Here is a 21,871-nt window from a genome sequence, read left to right as displayed (position 1 = left end):
CTGTCGCATCCCGGCCTCCCGCGCGGCACAACCTGACGGATCAGGAACCCCAGCGTCGGGGGATCTCGACCGGCGGCTCCCCCTCGCCCGCCCAGAACATCGCGCCGTCCGCGTCGACCACCACCACCCGGGGGGTACGGGCCAGCCCCCAGGTCACCGCCTCGTCCGGGTCGTCCCAGCTCGGCGCCTCCTCCAGCACGCCGGTCTGCGCCCCGGCCGAGTCTCCGGCGGCCCGCTCCCAGTAACCCGTCCAGACCCGCTGCCCGCCCGACAGGTCGGGGTGCACGAAGACGGTGCCCCGCCCCCGCCACGCGGCCAGCTCCTCCGGCACCGGCGGCACCTTCACCGACGCCGCGATCGCCTCCAGGTCCTCCACCCCGAACGCGTGCGGCAGCAGCTCCGCCATCCGCAGCGGCACCGGATCCGCCTCGACCAGGCACTCCGGGCCGCCGTTCTCCCAGAGCAGCTGCCGGCACCGCCCGCACGGCATCAGCGGCTCGCCGGTCGCCCCCACGCAGGAGAGCGCCACCAGCCGCCCGCCGCCGGAGGCGTGCAGCGCCGACACCACCCCGCACTCGGCGCAGAGCGCCACCCCGTAACCGGCGTTCTCGACGTTGCAGCCGACCACGATCCGGCCGTCGTCGACAAGCGCCGCCGCACCGACCGGAAAGTTCGAGTAGGGCGCGTACGCGTGCCGCATCACGTCGGTCGCGGCAGCCCGCAGCTTCGCCCAGTCAATCTCCATCGCCACCCTCCCATCCTGCCCCGCCGCTGGTCAGCCCTTGATGTAGGGCTTACCGTCGGCGGCCGGCGCGCGTACCCTGCCGACCAGGCCGGCGACGGCCAGCAGGGTGGCGAGGTAGGGCAGCATCGCCAGGAACTCGCTGGGGATGCTGCTGTCGATGGCGCCCAGATAGGTGCCGAGCTGGTCGGCGAAGCCGAAGAAGAGCGCCGCCAGCAGTGCGCCCGTCGGGCTCCACCGTCCGAAGATCAGCGCGGCCAGCGCGATGAAGCCCTTGCCACCGATCATGTTCTTGCTGAAGGTGTAGAGCGCCAGCGTGTACGACGCACCACCCACCCCGGCGACCATGCCGGCCAGCAGCACGTTGCGGTAGCGCAGCCCCAGCACCTTCACCCCGAGGGTGTCGGCGGCGGTGGGATGCTCGCCGACCGAGCGGGTCCGCAGCCCCCACCGGGTGCGGAACAGCGCCACGTGGACCACCAGCACCAGGATCAGCGCCAGGTAGAGGAAGATGTTGCCCCGGAACAACGCCGGCCCGATCACCGGGATCTCCGACAGCACCGGGATCGGCCACGCCTCGAACCTCGGCGGCTGGTTGTACTTCGTCGCCTCCGGCTGCATCAGCCGCTCGTAGAGGAAGCCGGTCAGCCCGACCGCGAAGAGGTTCAGCACGATCCCCATCACCACCTGGTCGACCAGGTAGCGGATCGTGAAGATCGCCAGCAGCAGCGAGACCAGCGCGCCGCCCAGCGCCGCCGCGATCAGCCCGACCCAGGCGCTCGCCGCGATGGTGCCGACCAGGGCACCGGCGAAGGCGCCCATCAGCAGCTGGCCCTCGATCGCCACGTTCACCACGCCGGAGCGCTCGCAGAGCACCCCGGCCAGGGCACCGAAGATCAGCGGCAGGGCCAGGATGAAGGTGCCCCGGACGATGTTGACCAGCGGCATGAAGTTCTGCCCGGCCGGCGCCGCCGACACCTGCCAGCAGAGGAAGGAGAGCACCACGCCGACCACCGCCACGCCGAGCAGCGGGGTGAACCAGCGCTTCGCCGGCCCGGCCAGCAGCGCGGCGCCGGCCGCCGCCGCGACCAGCCCGAAGACGATCGCCCCGAGGGTGCCGTCGACGGCCAGCGCCGCCCCGCCCGCGTCCTCGCTCAGGGTGAACCGCGCGTCCGCCCCGGTGGCCAGCGCACCGAAGAGGGCCGCCGCGAGCAGCCCGAGCGGCAGGGCACCGGCACCGACCCGGCGTTCCCGGGTCCAGAAGCCCGGACGCACCGCGACGGCGACGTCCTCGACAGCCATTGTCGACATGTACGCCTACCAGCCCTTCGCCATGCTCGTGGACAACCGGGCGGCCCGGGCGGCCCGGAGCCCGAAGATCGCCTTCACCAGTGCCGGTGCGGCGATGAAGATGACGATCAGCGCCTGCAACACGGTGACCAGTTCCAGCGAGATGCTGGCGTACGACTGCATCCGGTTGCCGCCGGCCTGGAGCGCCCCGAAGAGCAGGGCGGCCAGCGCGACACCCCACGGCTTCACCCGGCCGAGCAGCGCCACCAGGATGCCGTCGAAGCCGATCTGGGCGACCACCAGCGGGGTGAGCGCGGTGGCGGTGGTGCCGAGCACCATGTTGGCACCGCCCAGCCCGGAGAGCGCCCCGGCGATCACCATCACCAGGACGTACGTCCGGCCGACGCCGATGCCGGCGGTCCGCGCCGCGTCCGGGTTGGCGCCGACCGCGCGCAGCTCGAAGCCGAAGGTGGAGCGGTTGAGCAGCCAGCCGACCGCCCAGGTGACGGCGACGGCCAGCACGATGCCGAGGTGCACCCGCAGGTCGCTGCCGAGCAGCCGGGGCAGTTGGGCGGAGCCGTCCACCGGCCGGCTGATCGCGTCGGTCCGGTCCGGATCGTGGATCCCGTTCTGCACGATGATCCAGGCCAGGAAGGAGAACGAGACGTAGTTGAGCATGATCGTGGTGATCACCTCGTGCGCGCCGGTGCGCGCCTTGAGGAAGCCGGGGACGAATCCCCAGATCGCCCCGCCCAGCGCGCCGGCCAGCACGGCGACGATCAGGTGCAGCACCGGCGGCAGCGGCAGCAGGAAGCCGGCGAGCGCGGCCAGGATCACCCCGATGGTGGCCTGCCCCTGTGCGCCGATGTTGAACAGGCCGCCCCGGAAGGCGAGCGAGACCGCCAGCCCGGTGAAGACCAGCGGGGCGGTGTAGGTAAGCGTCTCCGAGATCGGCGCGAAGACCGGCTGCCAGCCGCCGGTGCCGTCCGCCCAGGCCCGCACCGCCGCCGGGTCGACGACCGCGCCCTTGAAGAGGTTCGCGTACGCCTCGCTGACCACCGACCAGCTCGCGTCGAGCGCGTCGGAGGGCTGGGCGGTGAAGTAGCCCCAGGTGGCCAGCACGTCCGGGTCGGAGACGATGATCAGCACGGCGCCGATCAGCGTGGCCAGCACGATGGCCAGCACGGTGACCGTGACGGTGTTGGCCGACCAGAGGTTCTGCACGAAACTCCGGAGCAGTGCCGCACCGCCGCCGCCGCGATCGGCCAGCCCTCCGCCGCCGCCGGAGCCACCGCCGGAGCCACCGCCGTCGTCGCCCGCCGTGGCGCCGGCCGGCCCGGCACCACCGCCGGCCGCCGTCGGGCTGGCCGGGTCACCCGGCCCGGTGCTCGTCGTCTCCCGGCCCGGCCGCTTCCCGACCGGGCTCTTCTCCGGCGACGCGGCGTCGGGCTTCTCCGCCGGCCCGGTGTCGGGCCGCTCCGGCGACGCGGGAGTGTTGCCGTCGGTCATCGAGCTTCCTCGCTACCGGGGACGTCGGGGGTCGGCTCGGCCGGCCCGTCCGGGGTGACGGTCGTGGTGGCGCTGTCGGACCCGGCCTCGGCTCCGGACGCGGACTCGGCTCCAGGCGCGGACTCGGCTCCGGGCACGGCTCCGGACGCGGACTCGGCTCCGGGCGCGGTGATGCCGGCCATCAGCAGGCCGATCTCCTCGCGCGGGGTCCCCGGCCCGACCACGCCGAGGATCCGGCCCCGGTACATCACCGCGATCCGGTCGGCGAGCCCGATCACCTCGTCCAGCTCGCTGGAGACCAGCAGGACGGCGGTGCCGATGTCCCGCTCGTGCACGATCCGGCGGTGGATGAACTCGATCGAGCCGACGTCCACCCCCCGGGTCGGCTGGGCGGCGACGAAGAGCTTGAGCGGCCGGGACATCTCCCGGGCGATGATCACCTTCTGCTGGTTGCCGCCGGAGAGCGTGCCGACGGAGGCCTCGGCCGAGGAGGTGCGCACGTCGAACTCCGGGATCCGTTCCCGGGCCGAGGCGGTGATCGCGTCCGGCCGGAGCACCAGGCCGGAGCCGAAGGGCGGCCGGTCGTACATGTCCAATACCAGGTTCTCGGCGACGCTGAACTCCTTGACCAGCCCGTCGACGCTGCGGTCCTCGGGGACGTAGCCGACGCCGGCCCGCAGCACCCGCTTGGTCGGCCAGCCGTCGACGCGCTGGCCGGCCAGGCGTACCGAGCCGCGCAGCACCGGGCGGAGCCCCATCAGGGCCTCGATCAGCTCGGTCTGCCCGTTGCCCTGCACACCCGCGATGCCGAGCACCTCGCCGGCCCGGACGGTCAGGTCGACACCGTCGACGGCCCGCACCGCGCGGTCGTCGTCGACGACCAGTCCGTCGACCTCCAGCACCGGGTCGCCCGGCGTGGCGGCGCGCTTCTGCACCGTCAGGCTGACCGTACGCCCGACCATCAACGCGGCCAGCTCGTCCTCGCTCGCGGCCGGGCTCGCGGTGCCGACGGTCCGGCCGCGCCGGATCACCGTGATCCGGTCGGCGATCGCCTTGACCTCTTTGAGCTTGTGCGTGATGAACACGATCGACTTGCCGGACTCCTTGAGCGACCGCATGATCCCGAGCAGTTCCTCGGTCTCCTGCGGGGTCAGCACGGCGGTCGGCTCGTCCAGGATGAGCAGGTCGACGTCCCGGGTCAGCGCCTTGAGGATCTCCACCCGCTGCTGCACGCCGACCGGCAGGTTCTCGACCACCGCGTCCGGGTCGACCCGCAGGTTGTAGCGGGTGGAGACCTCGGCCACCTGGCGGCGGGCCCGCCGCCGGTCGAGCAGGCCGACGATGCCGCCCCGGACCTTCTCGGCACCGAGCATCACGTTCTCGGCGACGGTGAAGACCGGTACGAGCATGAAGTGCTGGTGCACCATGCCGATCCCGGCGGCGATCGCGTCGCCGGGCCCCCTGACCTTCAGCGGACTGCCGTCGACCAGGATCTCGCCCTCGTCGGGCTGGAGCAGGCCGTACAGGACGTTCATCAGGGTGGACTTGCCCGCGCCGTTCTCACCGAGCAGCGCGTGGATCTCTCCGGGCTCCACCGTCAGGTCGATGTGGTCGTTGGCGACCAGCTCACCGAAGCGCTTGGTGATGCCCCGCAGTTCGAGTCTCAGCGCGGCCTCCTGGGGAGTGCGGGCGGATGGTGCAGCCTAGCTGCTGTGCGAAAACCGGTCGCCCCGATCGGCGCGGAGACACTCTCCACGACGATCGGAGCGACCGGATCGTCGGCGTCGACGCCGTCCCGGCCGGCCGCCCGAGCGGGTCGGGCGACCGACGGTCACCGGGTCACTTGGGCTGGCTGGCCGAGGTGACGGTGATCGCGCCGGAGCTGATGTCGGCCTTGAGCTTGTCGATCTCGGCCTTCAGCTCCGCCGGCACCTTGCTGTCGAACTCGTGGTACGGCGCCAGCGAGACGCCGTTGTTGGCCAGGGTGCCGAGGTAGCCGGGGTCGTGTGCCAGCTTGTCGCCCTTGGCCGCGGTCACCACGGCGTCCTTGACGGCATCCTTGATGTTCTTGACCACGGTGGTCAGCAGGGCCGGGCAGTTCGGGGTGCTCTCGCAGCCGTCGACGTCGACCCAGATCACCGAGTACCTGCCGCCGGAGGCCTGCGCCGCCGCCGTGGTGCCCAGCCCGGCACCGCCGGCCACCGGCATGATGATGTCCGCACCCTGCGCGACCAGGGTGTCGGAGACCTTCTTGCCCTCGTCCTGCTTGACGAAGTCGTTGGTGAAGGAGCCGTTCTGGGTCTCCTTGTTCCAGCCGAGCACCTGGACGCTCTTGCCCTTGACCTTGTTGTACTGGGCGACGCCGTCGACGAAGCCGTCCATGAAGATGGTCACCGGGCCGATCTTCATGCCGCCGTAGGTGCCGACCTTGCCGGTCGTGGTCATCCCGGCCGCCAGGTAGCCGGCGAGGTAGCCGGCCTGCGCGGTGTCGAACTGCATCGGGAAGACGTTGCTCTCCGGCAGCTTCGCGTCGACGATGCCGAACTGCTGGTCGGGGTTGGCCTTGGCGATCTTGGAGGTGGCCTCACCCATCAGGCCACCGACGGCGAGGATGAAGTCGCAGTCCTGGTTGACGTACTGGGTCAGGTTCGGCTCGTAGTCGGCCTCGGCCTTGGACGCCACGTACTTGATGTCGATGTTGTCGTTCTCGGCCTTGGCCGCCTCCAGCCCCGCCCAGGCGGAGGTGTTGAACGACTTGTCGTCGATGCCTCCCACGTCCGTCACCATGCACGCGGTGTACTTGTCGGCGGCGTCGCCGCCCGCGCCGTTATCGTCCGGAGCCTCGCCACACGCGGCGGCTGCGCCCAGTGCGAGCCCACCTGCCGCGAGTACCGAGACGATCCGCATCCCACGCACAGAGCGCAAGACGGTCTCCTTCCCATTGCGCACCGCCCACCGCGGTGGCAGCCCTGAGCCGGCCTGCGCATCGCCGCCGGCTGTCCCACGTTACGGACGGGAGCGTACGCCCGCGTCTGTCCACCGGCCGACAATCGTGCCTGACTGTTGAACGCCCGTTACCGTTACGTAACTTCAGGGTGCGGAAGATCACTCCAGCGCCCGCCCGATGCGTGACCTGGGGATATGGCCCGTCCCGTTTCGACCCGTTCCGCGCGGAGCCACCCGCTCACCGGCAGCGGCGGCCGGTGCGGCCCGGCGTGGCAGGCGTCAGCGCCAGAAGACCGCCACTGCGGCGTTGACCAGGGTCAGCCCGATGATCGCCAGGAAGTGGCCGCGGTTGACCTGCTCCCGCTTGCGGGGGAAGAACACCATCACGAAGATCATCAGCCCGATCACCAGCTTGGTGACCAGCTTTGCCGGGGCCGGCTCGTCGCCGTCCCGCAGCGGCGCGGAGAGCCCGATCCCGGTCAGCACCTGGAGGACGGCGCCCCAGAGCATCAGGGAGTTGATCCGGATCCGTCCGGTGACGTACTGGGCGGCGGCACCGCCCAGCAGCAGGGCGAACCCGATCAGGTGGGCGTAGAGGAGGATCAGCCGGAGAGGTTCCACGGCGGACATCCTCCCCCATCTCCCCCCGGCCCGTCGTCCCCGCCCCCAGGGCGATGCGGGCGGGCGGGGACGACGCGGTGGAGCGGAGCGCCTGGTGGTGCCGGCGGAGAGGAGTCAGACCCGGCGCAGGGCAGGGCAGCGACCGGCGGCGACGGAGTCAGACCCCGGCGCGGGGCAGGGCAGCGGCTCGACGGAGTCAGACCCGGGCGCGGGCCAGGTCGGCGGGCGGCGGCTCGGCGAAGCCGGTGGCGGTCGCGGCGGGGGCGACCGGCTGCCGTCTGCGGCCGAGAGCGACCAGCAGCAGTCCGGCGGTGGCGTACCCGGCGAGGACCAGCAGCGCACTGCCGGCGCCGGCCCCGTCGAAGAAGGCCGTCGAGCGGAGCAGGGTGCCACCGGCACCGACCGGCAGCCACTGGCCGACGGCGCCCCAGGGCTGGGGCAGCAGTTCCGGCGCGGCGGCGACGGCCGAGAGCGGGTTGCCGACCAGGAAGACCAGCGCCGCACCGAGCCCGAGACCGGCCCGGCCCAGCACCGCGCCGAGCCCGCAGAGCAGGGCCGCCACGGCGAGCCCGACGAGCCCGAGTACCGCCCCGTTGGCCACGGCGTCGCCGGGGAGCAGACCGAGCCAGCCCTGCAGCACCAGCGGCCCGGCGAGGCCGACCAGCACGCCGAAGCCGACCAGCCCGGCCAGCCGGGCGAGCCGGCCGGGCACCAGCAGGAAGAGCAGCGCCCCGGCGATCATGCCGGTCAGGGCGAGCGGCAGGAACCCGGCCGCGAAACCGGCACCGCGCGGGTCGTCGGGGTCGGCCGGCACGACATCGACCACCGGCACGGGCTGGCCACCGGAGAACTCGCCGGCCGCCTGGGTGAGCAGCGCGGCCACGGCCGGACCCGCCGCGCTCGCGGTGTGCAGGGTCGGCCCGTCCGGGCCGACCACGAACACGGCGTACGCCTCGCGGTCGCGCAGTGCCCGGTCGGCCGCCGCGCCGTCGGGGAGCCGGATCACCTCGAAGGCACCCGGGGCGACCGCGTCGAGTTGCTCGACCAGCCGGTCGGTGGCCGGCGCCGGGCCGGCGACGCCGATCGGCAGGTCGCGCGGTGCCAGGTTCATCGCCGGCCCGGCGAAGAGCGGTACGAGCAGCGACTGCAGCAGCACCGCCGCGAGCGCCAGCAGGACGGCGACCGCCAGCGGCCGGCGGAGGTGCGCGGGGGTGGGTGGCGGACCGGAGTGCTCCAGTGGACGGGTCATCTCGGCTCCCTCTAAAACGAATGCTCGTTCTCTTGGCTGAGCGTCCTCCCCTCGCCCGGATCCGGTCAAGAACGATCGTTCGTTTTATAATGTGTGCCGTGCCACGCGTATCCGAGGAACACCTGGCGGCCCGGCGGCAGCAGATCCTCGACGCCGCCCGGCGCTGCTTCCGGCGCAACGGCTTCCACGCCACCTCGATGCAGGATGTGATCAACGAGGCCGGCCTCTCGGTGGGCGCGGTCTACCGCTACTTCGGCAGCAAGCACGAGCTGGTCACCTCGATCGCCGAGTCGGTAGTCGACGGCGCCGACGAACTCTTCGCGACGCTCGCCACCGCGGAGCCACCGCTACCGCTGATCGACGCCCTGGACCGGGCGCTCGAGTTCATCGAGTCCCAGACCGGCCCGGACGGCGTCTTCCCGCTCGCCGTCCAGGTCTGGGCGGAGTCGCTGCGCGATCCCGCGCTGGCCGAGTTCGTCGCGCGGGTCTACAGCCGTTTCCGGTCCCGCTTCGTCGTGCTCGCCCGCCGGGCCCAGCAGGCCGGCGAACTGCCGGCCGACGCCGACGCCGAGGCCGCGGGCGCCGTCCTCTTCGGTGTGATCCCCGGGTTCGCCCTGCAACGGGTGCTCACCGGCGGCCCGGACCCGAAGACCTATCTCGACGGCGTAACCGCCCTGCTGGCCAGCCAGGGCGTGCGAAAGTAGGCGGTGGGCGGCCAGGTCTCCGGTTCGGCCCTGCCGGCCGGACTACTGGATCTTTCACGGCCCCGACGGCCGGGCTACCATCGGCCAACCCGGGGTGGACGACCCGGCCCCGGTGCGAAGCCCCGGCTACGCCACCACCGGCCGGCAGGGCGGACGGGAGTCACGCTGTGGTGTTGGCGAGGAACGCGACCGGAAGCAGCCGTCGCCCGGTGATCGCGTTCCTCGCGGTGGTCGAAGCGGTGGCGCTGCTGCTGGCCGCCGGTATCGCGGCGGTCGCGACCACCCGGAACGACGGCGCGCCAACGGGCTCCGTCGCCACCACCCCCACACCGGCGCCGACGCCCTCCGTGCTCCCCACCGATGCGATCGGGACGGCACCTGTCATCCAGCCCGGCCGGCCGGGCGAGCCGGCGCAGGTGCTCCAGCCGGAGCAGCTCACCCCGCCGCCCGGTGCGCCGCACAACGCGGCCGACATCCGCTTCGTCACGATGATGGTGCCGCACCACGAGCAGGCGTTGCAGATGGCCGCGCTGGTGCCGCAGCGGGCGGGCAGCACCGGCGTGATCGCGATCGCCGACCGCATCCGGGCCGCCCAGCAGCCCGAGGTCGAGGTGCTGAAGGGCTGGCTGCGGGACCGCGGGCTCGACCCGCTGCTCGGCGGGACCGGGCACGAGCACCCGGACATGCACGGCATGCAGAGCCCGGAGGCGATCGACGCGCTCACCGCGACCACCGGCACCGCCTTCGACCGGATGTTCGTCGAGATGATGACCGCGCACCACCAGGGTGCCATCGCGATGGCCCAGGAGGTGCTCGCGAGCGGCGTCGACCAGCGGATCCGGGAGCTGGCCCGGAACATCGCCTTCGAGCAGGCCGTCGAGGTCAACCGGATGCGCGAAATCCTCGACCCGCCGTCGAAGTGATGCCTGGCCCGCCCGACCGGCCCGGCACCGGCGACCGCGCGCCCGGCGGCCCGCCGCTGCCACCCCCGACGGTCCGGCTCAGCGCAGCCGCCACACCTGGAAGGTCGGGCCGTCCCCGGGCAGCGTCACCGCGCCGTCCGGACCCGGCCGCAGCGCGGCCGCCCCGCCGTAGAGGTTGACCGCCTCGCCGTCCGGTCCCGGCCAACCGGCCGACCCGGCCAGCCGGATCGGGGTGGCGGCGGCGCGCCGGGCCAGCACCAGCACCGACTCCGCCGGCGACTCGCGCAGGAAGACCAGGGTGTCGGCATCGGCGTACGCCCAGCGCAGGCCGCCGTGCCGCAGTGCCGGCAGCGATCGGCGGAGCCCGACGAGCGCGCGGTACCTGTCGAACGTGGCAGCGTCCCAGCTCTCCGGCCGCCGCCACGGCATCGGGGTACGCGAGTCCTCGCCGTTGCGCCCGGTCAGCCCGATCTCGTCCCCCGCGAAGATCATCGGGGTGCCGGGGAGGGTGCAGAGCAGCCCGGCGGCCACCTCCTGCCGGTCGGCGTCGCCGACGACGGTGCGGATCCGGGCCGAGTCGTGCGAGCCGAGCAGCAGCCACGAGTGCGTCAGCGCCCGCCACGAGACCAGCGAGCCGAACGCCCGCATCGTGGCCAGCACCTCCGGCCCGTCCCGCCGGGGCACCCCACCCGGCACGCCGAGGAAGTCCGGCAGGTCCAGCCCGTCGGCGCGCAGCCAGTTCCAGACCGGCCGGCAGAAGCCGGCGTAGTTCATCGTGCCCTGCCAGCCGTCGGCGTCCAGGTCACCGGTGAAGTCGTGCCCGTGCTCGGCGACGACCAGCGCGTCCGGCCGGGCCGCCACCACCGCCGCGCGCAGCGCCGCCGCCACCCCGTGGGTGTACGCGTCCCGGCCCCGCCGGCCGGTCATGTTGGCCACGTCCACCCGCCAGCCGTCCAGCCCGTAAGGCGGGCGCAGCCAGCGGGCCAGCACCGAGTCCGGCCCGGCCAGGAACCGCCGCCGCAGCTCGGCGCTGCCCCAGTTGAGCTTCGGCAGCGACCGCACGCCGAGCCAGGACTCGTAGTCGCCGGACCCGCCGAAGTAGTACAGCGCCCGCTCGGGTGAGCCGGCGTCGGAGACGGCGTCGACGAACCACCGGTGGCCGTCCCCGGTGTGGTTGCTGGTGATGTCGCCGAGCAGCCGCCAGCCCCGGCCGTGCACCGCCCCGGCGAGCCGGGCCAGTGCCGCGTCGCCGCCGAGCAGCGGGTCGACCTCGTCGAAGGTGGTGGCGTCGTAGCGGTGGTTGGAGCGGGCCGGGAAGATCGGGGTCAGGTAGACGGTGTTCACCCCGAGCCGGTCGAGGTGGTCCAGCCGCTCGGCGACGCCGTCCAGGTCGCCGCCGTAGAACTGGTACGGCGTCTGCGGCCCCCGGCCGATCACCGGGGTCCGGTCCCAGTCGGACGGGACGGCCCACTCCGGCACCGGTCGCCCGTCGGCGGCGGCGGACCGGGCGAACCGGTCGGGGAAGATCTGGTAGACCACCGCGTCCCGGGCCCAGGCCGGCGGCGGGTCGTACGCCACCAGCTTGAAGTCGGTGTTGTCCGGCACGTCGTGGCCGAACTCGCCGAGCGCGTTGAGCCAGCGCTGCCCGGCCGGCCCGGTCAGCAGGAACCGGTAGCTGGTGACCGGGTTGCGGACCTCGACCCCGGCCCGCCACCAGACCTCGCCGCCGCCGCGCCGGTCCACGGTGGCCGCCGTGAAGCGCGGCTCGCCGTCCGGGGTGCTTCGGACGAAGACCTGCCGGACCGGTGCCGAGGCCGGCACCCGGAGGAAGACGTCGACGGTCTCGCCGAGCGCCGGCGCCTGCTCCGGCACGTGGTACGCCGAGCCGTCGTGGTGTGCTCCGGTGGGCTGCCCCGTCATTCCTTGATACCGCCGCCGGTGAGGCCGGAGACCAGGTGCCGCTGGGCGAAGAGGAAGACGATGCCGGCGGGTATGGTGACAAGCACCGCCGAGGCGGTGAGGTATTCCCACTGCGGGTTGAACTGCGGCACGAACTGCTGGAGCCCGTACGCCAGGGTGAAGTTCCGGTCCTCCTGGATGAAGGCGGAGGCGTACGCGACCTCGCCCCAGGCGGTCAGGAAGGCGTAGAAGCCGGTGACCGCGAGCGCCGGCCGGGCCAGCGGCAGCACCACCCGCCAGAAGGTGGCGAAGGGGCCGCAGCCGTCGATCGCCGCCGCCTCGTCCAGCGCGGTCGGGATCGAGTCGAAGTAGCCCTTGAGCATCCAGGCGCAGAACGGCACCGCGATGGTGAGGTTCGCGATGATCAGCGAGGGCGGTGTGTTGATCAGCCCCAGCCCGGCCATGATCATGTAGATCGGCACGATCAGGATCGGCATCGGGAACATCTGGGTGACCAGAAAGATCATCATCAGCGGCCGGCGGCCGGGAAAGTTGAACCGGGAGACCGCGTAGCCGGTGGTGGCGGCGAGGAAGATGCCGATCAGCATGGTGAACGCCGCGACCACTACCGAGTTGAGGAACCAGCGCAGGAACCTGGTCTCGGTGAGCACGTAGAGATAGTTGGCCAGGGTCGGGTCCCTGACCAGGGTCAGCTCGCTGCTCTGCACCGCGTAACCGGGCTTGAACGACGAGAGGAGCACCCAGACGATCGGGCCGATCGCGATCAGCGAGGCGACGATCAGGGTGGCGTGCAGCAGCACGGAGCGCAGCGGCGCGCGGCCGGTACGCCCGGTGCCCGGCGCGCCGGGCCGGGCCGGAGTGGCGCGGGCGGCGGCGACGGGGGCGACGACCGCCCCGGCCGGCGGGACGCTGGTCCGGCTCATCGTCACCACACCTCGCCTTGCTTGCGCAGTGCCCGCCGGTAGAAGACCGAGAAGACGAGCAGGATCGACAGGATGAGCACCCCGTAGGTCGAGGCGAGCGAGTAGTTCCGGATCCCCTCGAAGGCGGCCCGGTAGGCGCCGGTCACCAGGATGTCGGTCTGGCCGGCCGGTTGGCCCTCGGTGACCAGGAAGATCACCGGGAACATGTTGAAGGTCCAGATGGTGCCGAGCAGCACCACCGTCATGCTGACCGGGCGCAGCCCCGGCAGGGTGACGTTGACGAACCGCTGCCACGGGCTCGCGCCGTCGATCTCGGCCGCCTCGTGCAGCTCCCGGGGGATCGACTGCATGCCGCCGAGCAGCGCCACCATCATGAACGGCACGCCGAGCCAGATGTTGGTGACGATCGCCGTGAAGAGCGAGCTCCACCGGTTGGCGAACCAGTCGACCGGGTCGACCCCGACCGCGGTGAGCAGCGAGTTGGCCAGCCCGAACCGCTCGTTGAAGATGAACTTCCAGGCGAAGGCGCTGACGAAGGCCGGCACCGCCCAGGGCAGCACCAGCAGCACCCGGTAGAGGCCGCGCAGCCGCATCGGCCGGTTCAGCATCGTCGCCAGGCCGAGCCCGAGCCCGTAGTGGAAGACGACGCAGACCGAGGTCCAGATCAGGGTGATCAGGGTCCACTGCCAGAACTCGCCGACCTGGCCGCCGAGCACCCGGAGGTAGTTGTCCAGGCCGACGAACTCCCAGCGGTTGGGGTTGGGTCTGCAGTCCTCGGTGCCGGTGATGGAGCGGGTGCAGATCTCCGCCACCTGGTTGGCCTCGTTCAGGTTGGTCAGCGAGATCCAGATGCCCCGGCCCAGCGGATAGAAGACCAGCACCGCGAGGACCACGACGACGGGGAGCACCATCGCCCAGGCGTACCAGTGTCTGTCCCAGCTCCGCCGCAGCCGGGACCGGCGGGCGGGACGGCGGTCGGGCGGCGCGGGCGCCGCCGCCGGACCGGCGGTCACGGTGCTCATCACTGCGCTCCAGGAGGGGAAGCCGGCGGGGCCGCCGATGTCGGCCGGCCCCGCCGGGTTGCCGGGTGTTGCCGGGTGTCCCCGCCGGCCGGGTGGCCGGCGGGGTCGAAATCACATGCCGTACGCGGGGACGACCTCGGCCTTGTACGTGCCGGCGACGTCGTCCAGGGCCGCCTTCGGGTCCTTGTTCTGCACCAGGACCTCGGTGGCCATCTGGTCCAGCGGCCCGAAGAACTGGCCGCCCTCCGGGATCCAGGGCCGGGCCACGGCCGAGTCGACGACCGGCTTGAACGCCGAGATCATCGGGTTGGTCTTCACCGTGTCGAGCGCGTAGGCCGAGGTGCGCGTCGGGAGCAGGCCGAGCCGGTCCGCGATGTACGCCTGGGACTCCGCCGAACTCATGAACCTGATGAACGCGACGGCGGCGTCGACCTTCTCCTGCGGCATGCCGGACCAGACCACGTAGTTGTGCCCGCCGACCGGTGCGCCGGCCTTCGCCGAGCCGGCCGGCACCGGGGCGACACCGAGGTTCTCCAGGCCGCCGAAGGTCGGGGCGCTGCCGACGTTGTTGACCTCCCACGGCCCGTTGATGATCATCGCGACCTTCTTCTCCTTGAAGAGGGTCATCATCGTGCCGTACGCGTCGTTGGCGGCCGGCTTCGCCGCCGCACCGCTGGCGATCAGGTCCTTGGCGACCCGCAGCCCGGCGACGTTCTGCGCGGAGTTGACGACGATCTTCTTCGCCTGCGGGTCGACCAGGTCGCCGCCCTCGCCGTAGAGGAAGGGCAGCAGGAAGTAGCCGGCCGGGTTGAGGTACAGCCCCTCGACGCCGGTCTTCTGCTTGATGGTCAGCGCGGCGGTCTTCAGCTCCGCCCAGGTCTTCGGCGCCTCGGCGACGCCCGCCTGGTTCAGCAGTTCCTTGTTGTAGAGCAGGGCCAGCGAGTCGGTCACCTGCGGCACGCCGTAGGTCTTGCCGTCGTACTTGTTCGCCGAGAGTGGGGTGGCGAGGAAGTCGGACTCGTCGGCGAGCAGCTCGGAGCCGTCCAGCGCGTAGAGGTGGCCGAGCGAGGCGAACTCCGGCACCCAGGCCACCTCGGCCCGCAGGATGTCCGGGGCGCCCGTCTTGGCCTGGGCGGCGGTCTTGAACTTGTTCTGTGCCTCACCGAAGGGCACCGACTGATAGTTGATCGTGACGTTGGGGTACGTGTCGTTGAACTTCGCGATGAGTTCCTGGAACGCCGGCCCCTCGTTCTTCGGGTCCGATGTGTCCCACCACGTCAGTTCGGCTTTCAGGGCGGCGGGATCGGTTGTCGACGTCGGATCCGCCGCCTCGTCGTCGCCGCCGCACGCGGCGAGCGTCAGAGCGAGGGCCGTGGACGCGAGTACGACGACCCCCTTGGCCATGCGACGCATGTGCGCTCCTAGGGTCTGCCTGCTGGGTATCGGCGGGACAGTAGCAAGCTGTTGCTGATTTCGAAACCCCTTGCACATCTGCTTGCAACAACTGCCTCCGGATCGTCATCTTGGCCGCCCTGTTAGCCGCTTTTGCGCGCTTCATCGTGCGGACCTGATCGGCGGCACCGCCGCATCCGGCGTCGTACGGAACTCGCCGACCACCGGGCCTGCAAGTTCTTGCCGTGCCCTACGCAAGAAACGGTCGATGGGCTAAGGTTCCGCCATGCGTGCACGACTGGCCGACATCGCCCAGCAGGCCGAAGTGAGCGAGGCCACGGTGTCGCGGGTGCTCAACGACCGTCCCGGGGTGGCGCCGGAGACCCGGCAGGCCGTTCTCACCGCGCTCGACGTGCTCGGCTACGAGCGGCCCGCGCGGCTGCGCAAGCGCAGCGCCGGGCTGGTCGGGCTGGTGGTGCCGGAGCTGGAGAACCCGATCTTCCCGGCCTTCGCCCAGGTGGTCGAGTCCGGGCTGGCACAGGCCGGCTACACCTCGGTGCTCTGCACCCAGACCCCCGGCGGCGTCACCGAGGACGAGTACGTCGAGATGCTGCTCGACCGGCAGGTCTCCGGGATCGTCTTCGTCTCCGGGCTGCACGCCGACACCGCCGCCGATCCCGCCCGCTACCGCACGCTCATCGCCCGGCCGCTGCCGATCGTGCTGGTCAACGGCTACCAGCCCGGGCTGCCGGCGCCCTTCGTCTCCTGCGACGACCGGGAGGCCGGCGAGCTGGCCGTGGCACACCTGGTCGCGCTCGGGCACCGCCGGATCGGCCTGATCACCGGGCCCGGCCGGTTCGTGCCGGTGCAGCGGAAGGTCGCCGGCTTCAAGGCCGCGATGAGGCGGCTGGTCGGCCTCGCCGACCGGGAGCTGGACGAGCTGGCCGAGCTGTCGCTCTTCGGTGTCGAGGGTGGCGAGGCCGCCGCCGGCCGGCTGCTGGACCGGGGGGTGACCGGGCTGGTCTGCGGCTCCGACCTGATGGCGCTGGGCGCGGTCCGGGCCGCCCGGCAGCGCGGCCTCTCGGTCCCGGCCGACCTCTCCGTCGTCGGCTACGACGACTCGCCGCTGATGGCCTTCACCGACCCGCCGCTGACCACCATGCGACAGCCGGTGACCGCGATGGCGGTCGCGGCGGTACGCGCCCTGGTCGACGAGATCCACGGGCACGCCGCACCGCACTCCGAGTACGTCTTCCGGCCGGAGCTGGTGGTGCGCGGCTCGACCGCGGTCGTGCCCGGGGTGGCCGGGCGGCCCGCGCCGGAAGCGCGGCCGTCGCCGGAACTGCCGCTGCCGGTCTGACCGGTGTCCAGCCGCACGGAGGACGGTCCCCCTTGCGCAAGAAATGCTTGACTCTTGCACAGCTGGCCGGGCATCCTGCTCTGACACCTCGCCCCCGGCACGCCCCCTGACCGCACGCCCCGACGAACGGAAGCCCTCCCATGAGCGTCTCCCCCGCACCCGGCCGGCCCGCCGAGGACTGGTGGAAGTCCGCGGTGGTCTACCAGGTGTACGTCCGCAGCTTCGCCGACGCCGACGGTGACGGCGTCGGCGACCTCGCCGGAGTCCGGAGTCGCCTGCCCTACCTGCGGGACCTCGGCGTGGACGCGCTCTGGCTGACTCCGTTCTACCGGTCGCCGATGGTGGACGGCGGCTACGACGTCGCCGACTACCGGGACGTCGACCCGATCTTCGGCACCCTCGCCGACTTCGACGACATGATCACCGACGCGCACGCACTGGGCCTGCGGATCATCGTCGACATCGTGCCGAACCACACCTCGGACGCGCACCCGTGGTTCACCGCCGCCCTGGCCAGCCCGCCCGGCTCCGCCGAACGCGACCGCTACCTGTTCCGGGACGGCCGCGGGCCGGGCGGTGACCTGCCGCCGAACGACTGGGAGTCGATCTTCGGCGGCCCGGCCTGGACCCGGGTCCCGGACGGCCAGTGGTACCTGCACCTCTTCGACCCGGCCCAGCCCGACCTCGACTGGCGGCACCCCGAGGTCCGCGCCGAGTTCGAGGACGTACTCCGGTTCTGGCTCGACCGGGGCGTGGACGGTTTCCGGATCGACGTGGCACACGGGATGATCAAGGCGGACGGGCTGCCGGACGTCGGCGACGGCGTCCCGGCCGGTCAGCGTCAGGTCGAACTGCTCGGCCGGGCCCGGCTGCCCTATTTCGACCAGGACGAGGTGCACGACATCTACCGGGCCTGGCGCCCCATCCTGGACAGCTATCCGGGTGGCCGGATGGCGGTCGCCGAGGCGTGGGCCGAGACACCGCAGCGGCTGGCCCGCTACATCGGCCCGGACGAGCTGCACCAGGCGTTCAACTTCGACTTCCTCGACGCCACCTGGTCGGCCGACTCGTTCCGCAAGGTCATCGACACCGCGCTGGCCGAGGCGACGATCGTCGGCGCGCCCACCACGTGGGTGCTCTCCAACCACGACAAGCAACGGCACGTCACCCGGTACGGTGACGGCGCCCTCGGGCTGCGCCGGGCCCGCGCCGCCGCGCTGATGATGCTCGCCCTGCCCGGCAGCGTCTACCTCTACCAGGGCGAGGAACTGGGCCTGCCGGAGGTGCTCGACCTCCCGGACGAGTTGCGGCAGGATCCCGCGTTCCGCCGCACCGGGGAGAGCCGGGACGGCTGCCGGGTGCCGCTGCCGTGGAGCGGCGACGTCCCGCCGTACGGCTTCGGTCCGGCCGGTGCCGCCCCGGCCTGGCTGCCGGCCCCGCCGACCTGGCGGGCCCGCTCGGTCGCCGCCCAGACCGGCGTCCCGGACTCGACCCTGGAGCTCTACCGGGCGGCGCTGCGACTGCGCCGCGACCACCCCGCGCTGCCCGACGGCCCGGCCGGCGCGGGCGACCCAGGTGACGCGGGCGGCCCGGCCGCTGCGGGCGGGGTGCGGTGGCGGGAGAGCGAGCCGGGAGTGCTCGCCTTCAGCCGGGCGGCGCCGGCCGGCGCACCGGAGTTGACCTGCGTGGTCAACTTCGGCGGCGAGCCGGTGACGGTACGCGATCACGGCACGCCGGTCCTGACCAGCGAACCCCTGGCGGGCGGTGCCGACGGTACGACGCTGCCGACCGACACGGCCGGGTGGTTCGTCCGGCCGGTAACCGGGTAATTCCTCCAGCGACCTGGTCGTCCGTCGCGCTCCGCGCCGGCGGGCGACCGGGGCTACGACCCCTTTGTGGTGGAGGGGATGGTGGGGCCGGTGTCCCGGGGAGCGCGCGCCCCGGGGCACCGGCGCTTTCGCGGTCCTGGCGTCCCGGGCCGGGTCAGCGGCTCGGCCGGGTGAGCATCGCGGCGATCCGGGCGATGCCGGCGCGGACCTCGGTCGCGTCCGGCGGCTGCCCGGCCTGGACCGGCCGGCGGCTGCTCTCGCCGATCACCTCCTCCGCACCGAGGTCCTCGTAGTCGCCGTAGATGCTGGTGTCGGCGAGATCCGCCGCCTCGTCCTCGGCCTCGGCCGCGAGCTGCGCGGCGGCGATCTCCGCGCGGATCTCCTCGGCGGAGACCCGGGGCAGCAGCGGTTCGACCACCGCCATCAGCTCCTCGTCGGCGACGACCGACTGGGCCAGCGCCAGCGCGTGGGCGCGCTCGTACGGGCCGCAGACCACCGGCTCCCACTCCTCGTCGTCGTCGAGCGGTCCGAAGGTGATGATCCAGGGCAGGGCGAGGATCGGCGAGTCGTCCGGCAGTTCCAACGTCACTAGTGCGCCCACGCGACTCATCATCGCGGTGATCCACGCGTCATTAGTGGCTATTGCCCGAATGGCAGCCCTGGTCTCTTTCCCCTCACCCCGGGCGCTCCGGCCGGCTCAGTCGGTCGACGGCGGTTCCGGGCGGGCCGGGTCCGGCACCCGGGGCGCGCGGGTGAGGTCCAGGACCCGCCCCTGGTGACTGGTTGCCGCGAGCGCCGCCCCGAAGAGCAGCAACTGGTTGAGCAGATAGAGATAGATCAGCAGGCCCACCGCGCCGGCCACCACCGTGTACGCCGGGTTCCGCTCCCAGCGCACCACGTAGTAGCGGCCGACCGTGTTCAGCAGCGTCACGCCCAGCGCCACCAGGAGCACCGCCGGCAGCCAGCGCCGCAGACTCATCCGCAGCCTCGGCACGGCGAGCAGCAACGCCGAGGCCAGCAGCATGTTGACCATGAACGCCAGGAACCAGCTACAGATGGTGAGGATGATCGACCGCGCTCCCAGCAGCCAGCTCAGCAGCGACTCCAGCGCGTCCACGGCACCGACCGAGAGCCCCAGCAGCACGAAGATCACCAGCAGCACCGCCAGGTCGACCAGCTGGCGCAGCACGATGTAGCCCGGATGCTGCGACAGCCCGTGGATCAACCGCTGCGAGGAGCGGATCGACTCCACCCAGCCGATCCCGGTGATCGCCAGCAGGATCAGCCCGACGATGCCGGGACGACCGCTGCTCTGCCGGATCTGTTCGGGGTCGACGAACGGAAGATTCCGCTGGAGAAACCCGACGATCACCTCGCCGCTCTCCGCGCTGTCGCCGAGCAGCGCGGCCAGCACCGCGTACGCCACCAGGCCGAGGGCGAAGACCGCGAAGAAGCCGTAGTAGGCGATGGCCGCCGCGAGCCGGGTACCGAGCACGTCCGTGTAGCGGCCCACGGCCCGGGCGAGATGATCGAACGACGGCGACCGCTCCCGGTACGCCGTCAGCCGGGCGTCGATCCGCAGCACCACCCGCTCGAACGCGTTCACGCCGACATCCTTGCCCATCGCCACCGGTGTGGGCGCCGCAACGCCCCCGGCACGCCACGAGTGCGGGCCGGCCGCGCGGCTCAGCCGCCGAGCGGGAAGTCCCGGCGGGGCTGCCAGCGTGCCTCGCCGCTGTGCGAGAAGAGGGTGAACTGCTCGACCTTGAATAGTGCGGAGAAGTCGGCCAGGTCCTCGTACACCCGGTCCAGTTCCTCCGGCGCGACGTCCTGGGCGACGGTGACGTGCGGATGGTACGGAAACCGGCTCTCCCGGCGCAGCTCGGGCGCCCGCCCGATCGCCGCGGCGAGCAGCTCGCACTCGCCGATCCCGGCCGCGACCGCCACGAAGACCACCTCGGTGATCGGCCGGAAGGTGCCGGTGCCGCGCAGATGCAGCGGGTAGGGCCGGTGCGCGGCGGCGACCTCGGTCAGGTGCCGCTCCACCGCCGGCAGGCTCGCCACCGGCACGTCGGTCGGCCCGAGCAGCGTCAGATGGGCCGGCACGTACGCGGCCTGCGGATCGCCGGCCTCCGCCCGCCGTTGTGTCAGGAACTCGCACCACGGCTCGGGTACGTCCACGGCGACCCCGACCCGGGTCATCGGCGTTTCGGAATCCTGCGACCCGTCCGCGACAACCACACTCCGCTCCACTCACCCGGGGCCGGCACCGCGCCGACCGGCGACTCGCTGCCGGCGTCCGGTGGCTGGCACCACCGGGACCCGGCCGTCAGCCGGCCCGCATGCCGGGAAGGAACCCGACCCGGTCGTACGCCTCGCGCAGCGTGACCGAGGCGACCGCGCGGGCCTTCTCGGCGCCGACCGCCAGCAGCTTGTCGAGCTGCGCCGGATCGTCGAGGTAGCCCTGGGTACGCTGCTGGATCGGCCGGACGAACTCCGCCACCACCTCGGCCAGGTCCTTCTTCAGGTCGCCGTAGCCCTTGCCCGCGTACGCCGCGACGAGATCGTCGATGCCGCGGTCGGTCAGCGCGGCGTAGATGGTCAGCAGGTTCGAGATCCCCGGCTTCCCCTCCGGATCGAAGACGATCTCCCGCCCGGTGTCGGTCACCGCCGACCTGATCTTCTTGGCCGACCGGGCCGGGTCGTCGAGCAGCATGATGATCCCGGCCGGCGACGAGGACGACTTCGACATCTTGGCGGTCGGGTCCTGCAGGTCGGTGATCTTCGCGGTGTCCCGCAGGATGTACGGGGCCGGCACGGTGAAGGTCCGGCCGAACCGGGTGTTGAAGCGCTGCGCCAGGTCGCGGGTCAGCTCCAGGTGCTGCCGCTGGTCCTCGCCGACCGGCACCGCGTCCGCCTGGTAGAGCAGGATGTCGGCGGCCTGCAGGATCGGGTACGTGAAGAGGCCGACACTGGAGCGGTCGGCGCCCTGCTTCACCGACTTGTCCTTGAACTGGGTCATCCGGCTCGCCTCGCCGAACCCGGTGATGCAGCTCAACACCCAGCTGAGCTGGGCGTGCTCCGGCACCTGGGACTGGACGAAGAGGGTGGTCCGCTCGGGGTCGAGCCCGACCGCGAAGAGTTGCGCCGCCGCGACCCGGGTCGAGTGCCGCAGTGCGACCGGGTCGTGCCCGGCGGTGATCGCGTGCAGGTCGACCACGCTGTAGAAGGTGTCGTGCGTGTCCTGCATGGTCACCCAGTTGCGCACCGCGCCCAGGTAGTTGCCCACGTGGAACGAGTCGGCGGTCGGCTGGATCCCGGAGAGGACCCGGGGCCGGGCAGGAACGTCGGACATGCCGGCAATTCTGACAGCAACCCTGGGAACGTGTCCCGACGCCCCCGTGCCATTCCGCCCCCGCCACCGCCTGGCGGGCAGTGGGC

At 72.3% G+C, this 21,871-nt stretch carries 19 protein-coding genes; 4 read left to right on the top strand and 15 right to left on the bottom strand.

Annotated elements, in window-relative coordinates; genetic code table 11:
- Positions 1-40: 40 nt before the first annotated feature.
- The 7 genes from ACN27G_RS35395 to ACN27G_RS35365 form a co-directional block, all read right to left on the bottom strand.
- A complete protein-coding gene (locus ACN27G_RS35395; protein WP_421497593.1) occupies positions 41-745 on the bottom strand; it encodes a cytidine deaminase in 705 nt (234 codons plus the stop codon).
- A gap of 30 nt (positions 746-775) precedes the next feature.
- Positions 776-2,053, bottom strand: coding sequence for an ABC transporter permease (locus tag ACN27G_RS35390; RefSeq protein WP_421496967.1), 1,278 nt, complete (start codon positions 2,051-2,053; stop codon positions 776-778).
- 6 nt (positions 2,054-2,059) lie between these two features.
- Positions 2,060-3,541, bottom strand: coding sequence for an ABC transporter permease (locus ACN27G_RS35385; protein WP_421496966.1), 1,482 nt, complete (start codon positions 3,539-3,541; stop codon positions 2,060-2,062).
- Complete coding sequence (locus ACN27G_RS35380) at positions 3,538-5,148, bottom strand: ABC transporter ATP-binding protein (protein WP_421497592.1); 1,611 nt, start codon at positions 5,146-5,148, stop codon at positions 3,538-3,540. Before ACN27G_RS35380 ends, ACN27G_RS35385 begins: the two co-directional genes overlap by 4 nt.
- Before the next feature lie 232 nt (positions 5,149-5,380).
- A complete protein-coding gene (locus ACN27G_RS35375) occupies positions 5,381-6,448 on the bottom strand; it encodes a BMP family lipoprotein (RefSeq protein ID WP_421497591.1) in 1,068 nt (355 codons plus the stop codon).
- Positions 6,449-6,766: 318 nt separating this feature from the next.
- Complete coding sequence (locus tag ACN27G_RS35370) at positions 6,767-7,108, bottom strand: hypothetical protein (RefSeq protein WP_421496965.1); 342 nt, start codon at positions 7,106-7,108, stop codon at positions 6,767-6,769.
- 196 nt (positions 7,109-7,304) lie between these two features.
- A complete protein-coding gene (locus ACN27G_RS35365; RefSeq protein WP_421496964.1) occupies positions 7,305-8,357 on the bottom strand; it encodes a hypothetical protein in 1,053 nt (350 codons plus the stop codon).
- A gap of 98 nt (positions 8,358-8,455) precedes the next feature.
- On the opposite strand from ACN27G_RS35365, the gene ACN27G_RS35360 reads away from it, so the two are divergent.
- Both ACN27G_RS35360 and ACN27G_RS35355 read left to right on the top strand, forming a co-directional pair.
- Positions 8,456-9,061 (top strand): TetR/AcrR family transcriptional regulator, encoded by a 606-nt coding sequence (locus tag ACN27G_RS35360; RefSeq protein WP_421496963.1) that lies wholly within the window; start codon positions 8,456-8,458, stop codon positions 9,059-9,061.
- A gap of 173 nt (positions 9,062-9,234) precedes the next feature.
- The gene (locus tag ACN27G_RS35355; protein ID WP_421496962.1) at positions 9,235-9,984 is read left to right on the top strand and encodes a DUF305 domain-containing protein; all 750 of its coding nucleotides are present in this window, start codon (positions 9,235-9,237) and stop codon (positions 9,982-9,984) included.
- Positions 9,985-10,062: 78 nt separating this feature from the next.
- On the opposite strand, the gene ACN27G_RS35350 is transcribed toward ACN27G_RS35355, so the two are convergent.
- From ACN27G_RS35350 to ACN27G_RS35335, 4 genes are all read right to left on the bottom strand, one after another.
- The gene (locus tag ACN27G_RS35350) at positions 10,063-11,904 is read right to left on the bottom strand and encodes a glycoside hydrolase family 13 protein (RefSeq protein ID WP_421496961.1); all 1,842 of its coding nucleotides are present in this window, start codon (positions 11,902-11,904) and stop codon (positions 10,063-10,065) included.
- On the bottom strand, positions 11,901-12,827 hold the full coding sequence (locus tag ACN27G_RS35345) for a sugar ABC transporter permease (RefSeq protein ID WP_421496960.1): 927 nt from the start codon (positions 12,825-12,827) through the stop codon (positions 11,901-11,903). Before ACN27G_RS35345 ends, ACN27G_RS35350 begins: the two co-directional genes overlap by 4 nt.
- Before the next feature lie 2 nt (positions 12,828-12,829).
- Positions 12,830-13,849 (bottom strand): carbohydrate ABC transporter permease, encoded by a 1,020-nt coding sequence (locus tag ACN27G_RS35340; protein ID WP_421496959.1) that lies wholly within the window; start codon positions 13,847-13,849, stop codon positions 12,830-12,832.
- Between the two features lie 111 nt (positions 13,850-13,960).
- Positions 13,961-15,262 (bottom strand): extracellular solute-binding protein, encoded by a 1,302-nt coding sequence (locus ACN27G_RS35335; RefSeq protein ID WP_421496958.1) that lies wholly within the window; start codon positions 15,260-15,262, stop codon positions 13,961-13,963.
- A 265-nt stretch (positions 15,263-15,527) separates the two neighbouring features.
- Between ACN27G_RS35335 and ACN27G_RS35330 the strand changes: the two genes are divergently transcribed.
- Positions 15,528-16,601, top strand: a complete 1,074-nt coding sequence (locus tag ACN27G_RS35330; protein ID WP_421496957.1) for a LacI family DNA-binding transcriptional regulator — start codon at positions 15,528-15,530, stop codon at positions 16,599-16,601.
- A gap of 140 nt (positions 16,602-16,741) precedes the next feature.
- Positions 16,742-18,430 (top strand): glycoside hydrolase family 13 protein, encoded by a 1,689-nt coding sequence (locus ACN27G_RS35325; protein WP_421496956.1) that lies wholly within the window; start codon positions 16,742-16,744, stop codon positions 18,428-18,430.
- Between the two features lie 154 nt (positions 18,431-18,584).
- On the opposite strand, the gene ACN27G_RS35320 is transcribed toward ACN27G_RS35325, so the two are convergent.
- From ACN27G_RS35320 to trpS, 4 genes are all read right to left on the bottom strand, one after another.
- Positions 18,585-19,031: a hypothetical protein gene (locus tag ACN27G_RS35320; protein ID WP_421496955.1), complete on the bottom strand. Its 447-nt coding sequence runs from the start codon at positions 19,029-19,031 to the stop codon at positions 18,585-18,587.
- Between the two features lie 96 nt (positions 19,032-19,127).
- Positions 19,128-20,036 (bottom strand): YihY/virulence factor BrkB family protein, encoded by a 909-nt coding sequence (locus tag ACN27G_RS35315; RefSeq protein WP_421496954.1) that lies wholly within the window; start codon positions 20,034-20,036, stop codon positions 19,128-19,130.
- Positions 20,037-20,116: 80 nt separating this feature from the next.
- On the bottom strand, positions 20,117-20,632 hold the full coding sequence (locus ACN27G_RS35310) for a 2'-5' RNA ligase family protein (RefSeq protein ID WP_421496953.1): 516 nt from the start codon (positions 20,630-20,632) through the stop codon (positions 20,117-20,119).
- Positions 20,633-20,759: 127 nt separating this feature from the next.
- Entirely contained in the window at positions 20,760-21,785 is a 1,026-nt protein-coding gene (gene trpS / locus ACN27G_RS35305; RefSeq protein WP_421496952.1) for a tryptophan--tRNA ligase, read from the bottom strand.
- Positions 21,786-21,871 lie beyond the last annotated feature (86 nt).

It is taken from the genome of Plantactinospora sp. WMMB334 (genome assembly GCF_049179095.1).
In the GTDB taxonomy this organism is placed as follows: Bacteria; Actinomycetota; Actinomycetes; order Mycobacteriales; family Micromonosporaceae; genus Plantactinospora.
Note: the sequence above shows the minus strand (reverse complement) of the source record. Positions and strands in the feature narration are given on the sequence as shown.

Bases quoted from the DNA above. Each gene is read 5' to 3' on its own strand.
- ACN27G_RS35395 (WP_421497593.1), bottom strand. From the start codon at position 745: ATGGAGATTGACTGGGCGAAGCTGCGGGCTGCCGCGACCGACGTGATG.
- ACN27G_RS35385 (WP_421496966.1), bottom strand. From the start codon at position 3,541: ATGACCGACGGCAACACTCCCGCGTCGCCGGAGCGGCCCGACACCGGG.
- ACN27G_RS35310 (WP_421496953.1), bottom strand. From the start codon at position 20,632: ATGACCCGGGTCGGGGTCGCCGTGGACGTACCCGAGCCGTGGTGCGAG.
- ACN27G_RS35390 (WP_421496967.1), bottom strand. From the start codon at position 2,053: ATGTCGACAATGGCTGTCGAGGACGTCGCCGTCGCGGTGCGTCCGGGC.
- trpS (WP_421496952.1), bottom strand. From the start codon at position 21,785: ATGTCCGACGTTCCTGCCCGGCCCCGGGTCCTCTCCGGGATCCAGCCG.
- ACN27G_RS35330 (WP_421496957.1), top strand. From the start codon at position 15,528: ATGCGTGCACGACTGGCCGACATCGCCCAGCAGGCCGAAGTGAGCGAG.
- ACN27G_RS35345 (WP_421496960.1), bottom strand. From the start codon at position 12,827: ATGAGCCGGACCAGCGTCCCGCCGGCCGGGGCGGTCGTCGCCCCCGTC.
- ACN27G_RS35340 (WP_421496959.1), bottom strand. From the start codon at position 13,849: ATGAGCACCGTGACCGCCGGTCCGGCGGCGGCGCCCGCGCCGCCCGAC.
- ACN27G_RS35325 (WP_421496956.1), top strand. From the start codon at position 16,742: ATGAGCGTCTCCCCCGCACCCGGCCGGCCCGCCGAGGACTGGTGGAAG.
- ACN27G_RS35375 (WP_421497591.1), bottom strand. From the start codon at position 6,448: ATGCGGATCGTCTCGGTACTCGCGGCAGGTGGGCTCGCACTGGGCGCA.
- ACN27G_RS35350 (WP_421496961.1), bottom strand. From the start codon at position 11,904: ATGACGGGGCAGCCCACCGGAGCACACCACGACGGCTCGGCGTACCAC.
- ACN27G_RS35365 (WP_421496964.1), bottom strand. From the start codon at position 8,357: ATGACCCGTCCACTGGAGCACTCCGGTCCGCCACCCACCCCCGCGCAC.
- ACN27G_RS35335 (WP_421496958.1), bottom strand. From the start codon at position 15,262: ATGCGTCGCATGGCCAAGGGGGTCGTCGTACTCGCGTCCACGGCCCTC.